The 10,537-nt window shown below is 71.4% G+C and carries 11 protein-coding genes, 1 tRNA gene and 1 pseudogene; 10 read left to right on the forward strand and 3 right to left on the reverse strand.

Annotation, left to right across the window (positions count from 1 at the left end; all coding sequences use genetic code 11):
- From STRTUCAR8_RS07715 to STRTUCAR8_RS07735, 5 genes and pseudogenes are all read left to right on the forward strand, one after another.
- Positions 1-564 (forward strand): annotated as a pseudogene (locus STRTUCAR8_RS07715) (ATP-binding protein); the annotation flags it as partial.
- A 77-nt stretch (positions 565-641) separates the two neighbouring features.
- A complete protein-coding gene (locus tag STRTUCAR8_RS07720; RefSeq protein WP_006374971.1) occupies positions 642-1,073 on the forward strand; it encodes a roadblock/LC7 domain-containing protein in 432 nt (143 codons plus the stop codon).
- Between the two features lie 2 nt (positions 1,074-1,075).
- A complete protein-coding gene (locus STRTUCAR8_RS07725; RefSeq protein ID WP_006374978.1) occupies positions 1,076-1,447 on the forward strand; it encodes a DUF742 domain-containing protein in 372 nt (123 codons plus the stop codon).
- On the forward strand, positions 1,425-2,033 hold the full coding sequence (locus tag STRTUCAR8_RS07730; protein ID WP_006374979.1) for a GTP-binding protein: 609 nt from the start codon (positions 1,425-1,427) through the stop codon (positions 2,031-2,033). Before STRTUCAR8_RS07725 ends, STRTUCAR8_RS07730 begins: the two co-directional genes overlap by 23 nt.
- Positions 2,030-2,611, forward strand: a complete 582-nt coding sequence (locus tag STRTUCAR8_RS07735) for a GAF domain-containing protein (protein WP_006374972.1) — start codon at positions 2,030-2,032, stop codon at positions 2,609-2,611. Before STRTUCAR8_RS07730 ends, STRTUCAR8_RS07735 begins: the two co-directional genes overlap by 4 nt.
- Before the next feature lie 25 nt (positions 2,612-2,636).
- Here STRTUCAR8_RS07735 and STRTUCAR8_RS07740 read toward each other — a convergent pair whose 3' ends face one another.
- On the reverse strand, positions 2,637-4,523 hold the full coding sequence (locus STRTUCAR8_RS07740) for a DUF2264 domain-containing protein (RefSeq protein WP_006374975.1): 1,887 nt from the start codon (positions 4,521-4,523) through the stop codon (positions 2,637-2,639).
- Between the two features lie 393 nt (positions 4,524-4,916).
- Between STRTUCAR8_RS07740 and tdh the strand changes: the two genes are divergently transcribed.
- From tdh to STRTUCAR8_RS07760, 4 genes are all read left to right on the forward strand, one after another.
- Complete coding sequence (gene tdh / locus STRTUCAR8_RS07745; protein ID WP_006374980.1) at positions 4,917-5,945, forward strand: L-threonine 3-dehydrogenase; 1,029 nt, start codon at positions 4,917-4,919, stop codon at positions 5,943-5,945.
- 28 nt (positions 5,946-5,973) lie between these two features.
- Entirely contained in the window at positions 5,974-7,173 is a 1,200-nt protein-coding gene (locus STRTUCAR8_RS07750) for a glycine C-acetyltransferase (protein ID WP_006374970.1), read from the forward strand.
- Between the two features lie 55 nt (positions 7,174-7,228).
- Complete coding sequence (locus STRTUCAR8_RS07755) at positions 7,229-8,131, forward strand: LysR family transcriptional regulator (RefSeq protein WP_006374976.1); 903 nt, start codon at positions 7,229-7,231, stop codon at positions 8,129-8,131.
- 82 nt (positions 8,132-8,213) lie between these two features.
- Positions 8,214-8,573 carry an MmcQ/YjbR family DNA-binding protein gene (locus STRTUCAR8_RS07760; RefSeq protein ID WP_006374974.1) on the forward strand — a complete coding sequence of 120 codons (360 nt, stop codon included), beginning with the start codon at positions 8,214-8,216 and terminating at the stop codon, positions 8,571-8,573.
- A gap of 15 nt (positions 8,574-8,588) precedes the next feature.
- On the opposite strand, the gene STRTUCAR8_RS07765 is transcribed toward STRTUCAR8_RS07760, so the two are convergent.
- Together STRTUCAR8_RS07765 and STRTUCAR8_RS07770 are read right to left on the reverse strand one after the other, a co-directional pair.
- Positions 8,589-9,494: a transketolase family protein gene (locus STRTUCAR8_RS07765; protein WP_006374969.1), complete on the reverse strand. Its 906-nt coding sequence runs from the start codon at positions 9,492-9,494 to the stop codon at positions 8,589-8,591.
- Between the two features lie 77 nt (positions 9,495-9,571).
- On the reverse strand, positions 9,572-10,222 hold the full coding sequence (locus STRTUCAR8_RS07770; protein ID WP_044471813.1) for a thiamine pyrophosphate-dependent enzyme: 651 nt from the start codon (positions 10,220-10,222) through the stop codon (positions 9,572-9,574).
- 239 nt (positions 10,223-10,461) lie between these two features.
- Between STRTUCAR8_RS07770 and STRTUCAR8_RS07775 the strand changes: the two genes are divergently transcribed.
- Positions 10,462-10,535: transfer RNA gene (locus tag STRTUCAR8_RS07775), tRNA-Pro, on the forward strand.
- Positions 10,536-10,537 lie beyond the last annotated feature (2 nt).

Raw genomic sequence — 10,537 nt, forward strand, 5'->3', positions numbered from 1 at the left:
CCCCGCCGCCGCGCCCAGGAACACCTCGCCCCCCAACTGCGCGGTGGCCCGGCGGCCCCCCGGCCGGAGAGCGAACACGTCGTCGGGCACGATCCCGGCCTCATGGCCGCCTTCCAGCGCGGCATCGGGCTCGCCGAGGCACGCCAACTGGACTCGGACTACACCGATCCGGCGCTGGCGGCGATGGAGAGGGAGTACGAGGCGCACTACGGGCAGTCGGCGCAGACCAGGACGCCCGACAGGCAACCGGCGCCCCCGGAACCGGCGTACGGGGAGTCCGCCTACCGGGCCGCCGCCGAACCGGCGCCGACGGAGCCGGTCCCCACGGAACCGATGCCGACGGAGCCGGTGTTCATGGAGCGGATCTCCGCGCGGCCGACCGGACCGGGCATGCCTCCGACAGGCCCGGTCGAGGGCCGCGCCGAGGCCGCCGCGTCTCCCCTCGACGCCACGGACGTACCGCCGCCGGACACGTCCCCGATACCCGAGGCGCACCGGCTGCGCGCGCCCGGACACGACCTGGACCTCACTGCCCGGCACGACGGGAGCGCACCGGCCGGATGACCACCCCCCGTAGCACCATCCCTGCCCCCACCCCCAGCGCTCCCGCAGACCTTCGTACCCCAAGGAGTCGATCCACCATGGCGAGCGATCTGCCGACCGGCCATGTATCCGATCTCGACTGGCTGATGAGCGGCCTCGTCCAGCGTGTACCGCACACCACGAGCGCGGTACTCCTGTCCTGCGACGGACTCGTCAAGTCCGTGCACGGACTCGACCCGGACAGTGCCGACCACATGGCCGCCCTGGCCTCCGGTCTCTACTCCCTCGGACGCAGCGCGGGCGTCCGGTTCGGGGACGGCGGTGAGGTGCGGCAGGTCGTCGTCGAACTCGACTCGACCCTGCTGTTCGTCACCACCGCGGGCTCCGGCACCTGTCTCGCCGTGCTGGCAGGCCGCGAGGCCGATGCCGCGGTCCTCGGCTACGAGATGGCGATGCTGGTCAAGAGCGTCCGCCCGTACCTGATGACCGCGCCCCGGCAGTCGGCCGAACCCTCGGCGATGAGGCCTTGAGCGTGACGGCGGCCGGCGACGGGCCCTGGCTCGACGACGCGGCCGGACGGCTCGTGCGCCCCTACACCGTCAGCAACGGCCGGACCCGGCCGAGCACCGCCCTCGACCTCATGTCCCAGGTGATGGCCACCGGAGCGACACCCCTCGGCTATCTCGGCCCCGAGCACGCACAGGCTCTCGACCTGTGTCGCAGGCCCGTCTCGGTCGCCGAGATGGCCGCCCAGCTGAAGTTGCCGGCGGCGGTCACCAAGGTGCTGCTGTCCGACCTCGTCGACTGCGGCGCACTCACCACCAAACCGCCCGAGTTCTACCACAACCCCACTGACCGGTCTCTTCTGGAGGCAGTGCTCGATGGACTACGACGACAGCTCTGATCCCTTCCCCACCGCGTTGAAGATCCTGGTGGCCGGAGGGTTCGGAGTCGGCAAGACGACCCTGGTCGGTGCGGTGAGCGAGATCGCGCCGCTCAGCACGGAGGAACTGCTCACCACGGTGAGCGCCTCGACCGACAGTCTCGAAGGTATCGAGAACAAGGTCGAGACCACCGTGGCGATGGACTTCGGCCGCATCACCCTGGACCCGCAACACGTCCTCTATCTGTTCGGGACGCCCGGACAGGAGCGGTTCTGGTTCATGTGGGACGAGCTCTCCGAAGGCGCGCTCGGAGCGGTGATCCTCGCCGACACCCGGCGCCTGGAGGACTGCTTCGCGGCCGTCGACTTCTTCGAACAGCGCGGCCTCGGCTTCATCGTCGCGATCAACGAGTTCGACGGCTCGTACCGCTACGACCCCGAGGAGGTACGCGCCGCCATCGACCTCGACCCCGAGATCCCGATCGTGCGCTGCGACGCGCGGATCTCCAGTTCGGGGGTGCAGACCCTGCTCACCCTCGTACGGCACCTGCTCGCCCACGCGCCCGCCCCCGCAGCCGGCGCCCACAGTGAGGGAGCCCGCCCATGAGCTACGACCCGCCCCGCCCGGCAGGTCGTCTGCTGCTGACCCCCGAGGACAGTGAGGCCCCGGCCCGCACCCGGCGACTGCACGGACTGGGCTTCGGGGAACGGCCCGAGCCCGCCCTCGACGCCTTCGCGGACCGTCTCGCCGAGCTGGTCGGCGCGCCGTACGCGATGGTCAACTTCATCGGTGAGGAACGGCAGTTCTTCGCCGGGCTCCATGTTCCGGCCGAGGCCGGTACCGGTCGTGTCGCCGGCGCCGACTCCGACGAGGTGAAACCGCGGGTGGGCCGACGGCTGCCGCGTGACCACGGGTTCTGCCCGCACGTGGTGGTCCGGCGCAAGGCACTCGTCCTGGAGGACGTACGCGACTATCCGCGGTTCGCGGGCAACCCGGTCGTCGACGAGTTCGGCATCCGCTCCTATCTGGGCGCGCCGCTCATCGACACCGCGGGCATGGCGCTGGGCACGGTGTGCGTCGCCGACTTCGGGCCGCGCCCGTGGGGGAGGGCGGGGCTGGAGACCATCAAGGCGATGGCGGCGGAGCTGGTCGGGCAGCTCGCCCCGGGAGAGGCCCCGCTCTGAAGCCCCGCTCCGAGGGGCGGCTCCGTCATACGGAGACCGTCTCGCCGTCCGGGAACATGATCAGGGCGCGGCCCTCCTCGGTCACCGCGCACGACACCGCCTCGCGCAGGGCCTGCGGATGCACGGCGTCCCGGGTCAGCGCGACCAGCGTCACGAACAGCCTGCTCGCGCCCGGGGACTGCGCCGCGCGCTGGAGGTACGGCGTCGCCGAGTGCGGGCCGAAGGCGTTGGCGTCGACCTCGCGGGCCACGCCCGTGGCCTCGTCCCAGCCGTGCAGCGCGACGACGACGCTGGTCAGTCCGGAAGCGGTACGGGTCAGGGCCCAGCCGTCACCCCGCTCGGCCTCGGGCAGGGCGGTGTCGGCCACCGCGTAGCCGCCCTCGCGGACCGCCGCGTCGGCCGGTGCCTGCACACGGTGCACGCGGATCTCCCAGGAGCCGTGCAGCACACTCGTCGACTCGACCCGGAACTCGCCCTCCACGCCGGGGAGTTCGGCTTCGTACCGGGAGGCGGCGACCCGTCCCGAGCAGTGCAGCGGAAGGATTCTGCGCCGGCGTGACGCCGTGCCGTCGGGGGCGAGGAGCGCCAGGTGGCCGTCCACGTTGCGCTCCCAGGCCACGGAGCCCGTCTCCGGTGCGGAGGCCGTCGAGTAGCCGAACTTCGCGTAGTGCGGATCGTCGGCGGCGGGTCCCTCCATCGGGTTGCGATCGCTGCCGTGGTTGACGAGACGCACGATGCCGTCGTGCCGGGTGCCGTGGAGCAGCCACCCCGGTCCCGGCAACGCCGTGAACTGGTCGGACTCCTCGACGGGCAGCGGGCGTTCCCTGGCGGTCCACACCTGGTCCTCAGGGGGCAGCAGCAGGCCCAGGAAGGCCATGCTGGACCAGTACGGCGATCCGGGCCCCGAATGTGCCTGGGTCGCGGGCAGAAACGTGCCGTACCAGCCCAGCGGCAGCAGTCCGCGCTCGTCGGGCACCCCGCGCTCCACGAAGTGCGCCACCGCGCCGGATGCCAGCCGCCGGGTCAGCCCCGGCGCCAGGGGAGTGCACCGGGCCAGCGCGCCCAGCCAGACGGGGGCGGTCGCGGCGAAACGATACGTCAGGGAGCGGCCCTGGTGGACGGGGGCGCCGTCCGCCCCGAAGAAGTGCGGGTAGGAGGCGAGGAACTGGGCGAGGCGGCGACGGTGGACCCGGCCGCGTCCGCCGTCCTCGCCGCCCGTCATCCGGCACCACAGCAGCGGATACAGGTGCAGCGACCAGCCCACGTGGTAGTCGAACGTACGGCCGTCGCCGTCGCTGTACCAGCCGCCGCCGACATACCAGTCGTCGATCCGGTCGAGGCCGCCGTCGATGTCCTCCTGGCGGTGCGGCGCCCCGACGGAGGCCAGGAACTGCTCGGCGACCACCTGGCACAGCCGCCCGCTGTCGTCCCGGGTGCGGCGGCCCACGAATCCCCACAGCCAGTCGACGATGCGTTCCTGCACATCCACGTCGAGCCGGTCCCAGATCCACGGCCGGGTCTCGTGCAGCCCGATGGCGATCGAGGCCGCCTCGGTCATCGGCTGGGAACAGTCGGTGAGTTCGGGCCACGCCTCGCCGCTGTCCCGGTCCGTGCCCGTTGTCAGACCCTGCGCGTAGCGTTCCACGAGACGGGGATCCACCTCGCCCGCCGCTCCCGCGATCCGGAAGGAGGCCAGCAGAAAGGACCGCGCGAAACCCTCCAGTCCGTCCGACACCACACCCGCCGAGGAGTTCCGGCCGGGCAGCCGGTACTGCGCGAGACCCGGCGTCGCATAGGGGACCAGCGCCTCCAGCTGCCGGTCTGCGAGCGCCTCCCAGTGCGCCCGGGTCCAGCCGGTGAACAGAGACAGGACCCGGTCGTTGGGCGGAAGCGCCAAGTGCGGTGCGGGCATGACGGGTTCCTGACTCCTTACGGCCCCGAAGGGGCGTGGCTGTCGGTTCAGTTGTCGGGCGAGCTGTCGGTTCGCACGGTTTCTCCGAAGGGATACGGCTGATGGTTCCGGTCGGATCAACAGATGGGCGGCTGTTGTCGCTCTTCCGGCCAATGGGGATATGCCAGACGTCGTCCTTCGCGGCGGTGCCTGACCTGGCGCGGAGGCGTGAAGGAAAGCTGCGGCGGCGCTTAAGAAATCCTCGATGGACCGGGAAGCCGCCGTACGGCAGATTTCGTCTGGCGTTCTCAGACGCGCGTTCTCGTCGGTCCTGCCGTCGACGTCACCCCTCTCCCCGCCACGGGCTTTTTCGGCGTGCCCTGCCCCGGGGTCCTACCCACAGGAGCCGTTGCGTTGAAGGCGCTGGTCAAGAAGAAGGCGGAGCCCGGGCTGTGGCTCGCGGACGTACCGGAACCGGCGGTCGGCCCCGGTGACGTACTGATCAAGGTGCTCAGAACCGGGATCTGCGGCACCGACCTGCACATCCGGGCGTGGGACGGCTGGGCGCGGCAGGCGATCCGTACGCCGCTGGTGCTCGGGCACGAGTTCGTCGGCGAGGTCGTCGAGACCGGCCGCGACGTCCCCGACATCGGCGTCGGCGACCGGGTCAGCGGCGAGGGGCACCTCGTGTGCGGCCGGTGCCGCAACTGTCTCGCCGGGCGCCGACACCTGTGCCGGGCCACGGTGGGGCTCGGTGTCGGGCGGGACGGGGCCTTCGCCGAGTACGTGGTGCTGCCCGCCGCCAACGTGTGGGTGCACCGGGTGCCCGTCGACCTCGACGTGGCGGCGATCTTCGACCCGTTCGGCAACGCCGTGCACACCGCCCTGTCCTTCCCCCTGGTGGGCGAGGACGTCCTGATCACCGGTGCCGGCCCGATCGGTCTGATGGCGGCGGCGGTGGCCCGGCACGCCGGGGCGCGGAACGTGGTCGTCACCGACGTCAGCGAGGAACGGCTCGAACTGGCCCGCAAGATCGGCGCGAGCCTGGCCCTGAACGTCTCCGGCGCGACCGTCGCCGAGGGTCAGCGCACCCTCGGACTGCGCGAGGGCTTCGACATCGGCCTGGAGATGTCCGGGCGCCCCGAGGCGCTGCGCGACATGATCGCCAACATGACACACGGCGGACGCATCGCCATGCTGGGCCTGCCGACCCAGGAGTTCCCGGTGGACTGGTCCCGGATCGTCACCTCGATGATCACCATCAAGGGGATCTACGGCCGTGAGATGTTCGAGACCTGGTACGCGATGTCGGTGCTCCTGGAGGGGGGCCTCGACCTCTCCCCGGTCATCACCGGCCGGTACGACCACCGCGACCACGAGGCCGCGTTCGCGGACGCGGCGAGCGGCCGGGGCGGCAAGGTCATCCTCGACTGGACCACGTAACTCCCTCACCTCTTCAGGAGCTTCTGTCATGTTCGACTCCGTGCGCGACGACCTGCGCGCCACCCTCGACGAGATCCGCGCCGCCGGTCTGCACAAGCCCGAGCGGGTCATCGGCAGCCCGCAGTCCGCGACCGTCTCCGTGACCACCGGCGGGCGCCCGGGCGAGGTGCTCAACTTCTGCGCCAACAACTACCTCGGCCTCGCCGACCATCCCGAGGTCGTCGCCGCCGCCCACGAGGCCCTCGACCGCTGGGGCTACGGCATGGCCTCCGTGCGCTTCATCTGCGGTACGCAGGAGGTGCACAAGGAGCTGGAGGCCCGGCTGTCGGCGTTCCTCGGCCAGGAGGACACGATTCTCTACTCCTCCTGCTTCGACGCCAACGGCGGCGTCTTCGAGACCCTCCTCGACGCCGAGGACGCGGTGATCTCCGACGCCCTCAACCACGCCTCGATCATCGACGGCATCCGCCTGTCCAAGGCCCGCCGCTTCCGGTACGCCAACCGTGACATGGCCGATCTGGAACGGCAGTTGAAGGAGGCGACGGAGGGCGGGGCGCGCCGGAAGCTGATCGTCACCGACGGCGTGTTCTCCATGGACGGCTATGTGGCCCCGCTGCGCGAGATCTGCGACCTCGCCGAGCGCCACGACGCGATGGTCATGGTCGACGACTCGCACGCCGTCGGCTTCGTCGGCCCCGGCGGCCGGGGGACCCCTGAGCTGCACGGCGTCATGGACCGCGTGGACATCGTCACCGGCACACTGGGCAAGGCGCTGGGCGGTGCGTCCGGGGGTTACGTGGCCGCGCGCGCCGAGATCGTCGCGCTTCTGCGGCAGCGCTCCCGGCCGTACCTCTTCTCGAACACGCTTGCCCCGGTGATCGCCGCCGCCTCGCTGAAGGTGCTCGACCTGCTGGAGTCGGCGGACGACCTGCGGATCCGGCTCGCCGAGAACACGGCCCTGTTCCGCCGCCGGATGACCGCCGAGGGCTTCGACATCCTCGCGGGCGACCACGCCATCGCGCCCGTGATGATCGGTAACGCCACGGAGGCCGGCCGGATGGCGGAGCTGCTGCTGGAGCGTGGCGTGTACGTGATCGGCTTCTCGTACCCGGTCGTGCCGCAGGGGCAGGCCCGGATCCGTGTCCAGCTCTCCGCCGGGCACTCCACCGAGGACGTGAACCGTGCCGTCGACGCCTTCGTCGCAGCCCGGGCAGAGCTGGCGGGCTGACCGGACCGGGAGCGTTCAGGGCATACCGCCCCGGGCGTGCTGGATAATCGACTGCATGATCGAAGCGCGGCGGCTCCACATCCTGCGTGCGGTGGCCGACCACCGCACGGTGACGGCGGCTGCCGCCGCGCTGTACCTCACCCCCTCCGCCGTCTCCCAGCAGCTGGCAGCCCTGGAGCAGGAGACCGGCCACCGGCTCGTCGAGCGAGGCGCGAAGGGCGTACGGCTGACCCCGGCCGGCGAGATCCTGCTCGCGCACACCAATATGGTCCTCGCCCAACTGGAGCGGGCGGAAGCCGAGTTGGCCGCGTACGACTCCGGCGCCGCCGGTACGGTCACCGTCGCCGCCTTCGCGACCGGCATCGCCCTGGTCGTCGCCCCAGCCCTGGCCCGCCTGGCCGGGACCGCCCCCGGTATCCGGGTCCGCGTCCAGGACGCCGAGGGTGACGCCAGCCTGCCGATGGTGCTGGACCGGCAGGTCGACGTCGCGGTGGCCGTCGAGTACCGGGGAGCGCCGCCCGCCGACGACCCCCGTCTCACCCACGTGCACCTCTACGCCGAGCCCTTCGACGCGGTCGTTCCGGTCGGTCACCGCCTCGCCGACGCCCGCGAGGTGCCGCTCGCCGAGTTGGCCAAGGATGTGTGGATCGGGCCGTACCCCGGCAATCCCTGCCACGAGGTGGTCGTCCTGGCCTGCGAGAACGCGGGCTTCCGGCCCCGCCTCGAACATTCCTCCGACGACTTCCGGGCGGTCGTGGCCCTCGCCTCGGCCGACGCCGGGGTGGCCCTCGTGCCGCGTTCGGCGCTGCGTGGCATGGAGCTGACGGGGGTGGTCGTTCGCCCCGTCGACGGGGTGGCCCCCACCCGGAGGGTGTTCGCGGCCGTACGCAGGGGAGCGGAGGAACACCCGCTGATCCGGCCGGTGCTGGAGGCACTGGGCGCCGCCGCGCAGGCGTAGGCGGGCCGTTGGGCACGGGGAGCGGGCCTTCCCGCCTGGGAAGCGCGAGTGATTGTCAGTGGCATTGGCTACGGTGCGTTGCATGTCGGAAGCCGAAGACGTACGCCGAATCTCCCTCTCTCTGCCGGACACCTCGGAGAAGATCGCCTGGAGCATGCCCACGTTCCGGGTGGCGGGGAAGATGTTCGCCACACTGCCTGAGAACGAGACCTCCATCGCCGTGCGCTGTCCGAAGGAGGAGCGCGACGAACTGGTCCTCTCCGAGCCGGAGAAGTTCTGGATCGCCGATCACGAGGCGAGCTTCGCCTGGGTGAGAGTGCGCCTGGCCGCGTTGGAGGACGAGGACGAGCTGCGGGACATCCTCACCGACTCCTGGCGCCAGGCGGCCCCGCCCCGACTGCTGGACGCCTACCCGGAGTTGGGGGCCCCGGGTGCCGGCTGAACCCGGAGGGCGGGCTCAGGCCACGACGCCCACGAAGCCCTGGATCCGCTCCCGGAGCGTCCGCGCGTCGAGTCCGTGCGCGGCGACGTGCTCGTCGATGTCCCCGTACCTGCGCAGCTCGCGGCGGCCGACGCCCAGGCCCAGCACCCGGTGCGGCATATCGGGGAGCGCGTCGTTCACGACGGCTGTCGACGTACCCGCGAGGTAGGGCTCGACGAGGACGACGTCGGTGCCCGCCGCCTCCGTGGCCCGGCGCAGGGTTGCGGTGTCGAAGGGCCGTACGGTCGTCGCGTACAGGACGGTGACGTCGAGCCCTTCCGTGGCGGCTAGCACGGTGTCGAGCATCGGTCCGACGGCGATCACGACGCCGGAGCGGCCCTCGCGGACGGTGAGGATCCGTAGGTTGTCGACCGCGAGCCCCTCCACGTTGGACTGCGCCGACAGCCGGACGTACACCTTGTCGTCGCCCGCGGCGACCGCGTGCCGCAGCAGCGTCTCGGCCTCGTCGGGGTGCCCCGGCACATGGACGCTCCAGCCGTCCAGGGTGTCGAGCAGGGCCACGTCACCGGGTGCCATGTGCGTGAAACCGCCCGCCGGCCAGTCGAAGGAGGCGGCGGCGCTCACCAGTACGGCGCCGGCGTCCTGGTGGCCGAGGTCGAGCTTGACCTGCTCGAAGGGGCGCTCCACGAGGAAACTCGCGAACGTGTGCACGACCGGGCGCATACCGGTGAGCGCCAGGCCGGCGCCCGCGCCGACGAGAAGCTGCTCACGGATGCCCACGTTGATCACCCGGTCGGGATGCCGGGCCCGCGCCCGGGCGAACGCGTCCGCGCCGATCTCGGCCAGGACGACGGCGACACGTGGGTCGTCGTCGAGCAGGCTCGTCAGGACGGGGGCGAAGCGGTCACGCATGGTGTCCATGGGGGAGTGGATCCCTTCAGATCGGTGAGAGCGGTCGGCGCGGTCGGAAAAGCCGGGCAGGTCGTCGGTGTGCCGGGTCAGCCGGACTTCGGTTCGACCTGTGCCACGACCGCGTGCGGGCGGCCGGGGTGCGGCGTGGTGAAGGCGGTGTACAGGGCCTCGTGATCACGGCCGTCGACCGTGGTCGTGGACCAGCCCGCGGCCTCGAAGCGGGCGGCGATACCACCGGGCCGCGCGTGGCTGGCGGACGAGTTGTCGATGACGACGGTGTGCAGGCGTTCGAGGCCGGCGGGACCGGCGAAGGCGATCGCCTCGTGGTTGCTGCCCTCGTCCAGTTCGGCGTCGCCGACCAGAACCCACACCGCGGGCCCGTCGAGCCGCTGGGCGCGCAGCCCGAGCGCCGTACCGACAGCGATCGGCAGTCCGTGCCCGAGCGAGCCGCTGCCGATCTCGGCCCCCGGTACGAGCACCCGGTCGGGGTGGTGGCCCAGCGGCGAGTCGTACGAGCCGAAGCCCGGCAGCCAGTCCACGGGCAGGAAGCCCTTGGCGGCGAGTACCGCGTAGTACGCCATGGGCCCGTGCCCCTTGGACAGCAGGAACCGGTCACGCTCCGGGTCCGTCATCCGGTCCGGGCCGACGCGCAGGACCCGGTCGTAGAGGACCCAGAGCACGTCCAGGGTGGAGGTCGCCGCAGGCCCGTGCTTCTCGTCACCGGTCATCAGACCCATGAGCCCGGGCAGCGCGGCGTATCCGTGTGTGTCGTACCGGTCGGGTGCGTCGTGGGAGTCGAGTGTCCCGGACGTGTCGGCGTGCGTGGCTGTGGCTGTCATGGGGACGATCCTGCGACCTCAATCAAACTTGAGGTCAAGCGCCGGCCGGGTGAACAAAGGAGTGCGCGACCATCGACCCGAGTGCGGTATTGTTTCCATGCGTGTTCGGCCAGGGGAAAGCCCAGGTCAGACCGTATCGGGACGTGGCGCAGCTTGGTAGCGCACTTGACTGGGGGTCAAGGGGTCGCAGGTTCAAATCCTGTCGTCCCGACT

The organism is Streptomyces turgidiscabies Car8 (assembly GCF_000331005.1).
Taxonomy (GTDB): Bacteria; Actinomycetota; Actinomycetes; order Streptomycetales; family Streptomycetaceae; genus Streptomyces; species Streptomyces turgidiscabies.

Excerpts from the sequence above, each read along its gene's own strand:
- STRTUCAR8_RS07720 (WP_006374971.1), top strand. The coding sequence starts at position 642 with ATGGCGAGCGATCTGCCGACCGGCCATGTATCCGATCTCGACTGGCTG.
- STRTUCAR8_RS07730 (WP_006374979.1), top strand. The coding sequence starts at position 1,425 with ATGGACTACGACGACAGCTCTGATCCCTTCCCCACCGCGTTGAAGATC.
- STRTUCAR8_RS07735 (WP_006374972.1), top strand. The coding sequence starts at position 2,030 with ATGAGCTACGACCCGCCCCGCCCGGCAGGTCGTCTGCTGCTGACCCCC.
- STRTUCAR8_RS07740 (WP_006374975.1), bottom strand. The coding sequence starts at position 4,523 with ATGCCCGCACCGCACTTGGCGCTTCCGCCCAACGACCGGGTCCTGTCT.
- STRTUCAR8_RS07750 (WP_006374970.1), top strand. The coding sequence starts at position 5,974 with ATGTTCGACTCCGTGCGCGACGACCTGCGCGCCACCCTCGACGAGATC.
- STRTUCAR8_RS07755 (WP_006374976.1), top strand. The coding sequence starts at position 7,229 with ATGATCGAAGCGCGGCGGCTCCACATCCTGCGTGCGGTGGCCGACCAC.
- STRTUCAR8_RS07760 (WP_006374974.1), top strand. The coding sequence starts at position 8,214 with ATGTCGGAAGCCGAAGACGTACGCCGAATCTCCCTCTCTCTGCCGGAC.
- STRTUCAR8_RS07765 (WP_006374969.1), bottom strand. The coding sequence starts at position 9,494 with ATGGACACCATGCGTGACCGCTTCGCCCCCGTCCTGACGAGCCTGCTC.
- STRTUCAR8_RS07770 (WP_044471813.1), bottom strand. The coding sequence starts at position 10,222 with ATGGGTCTGATGACCGGTGACGAGAAGCACGGGCCTGCGGCGACCTCC.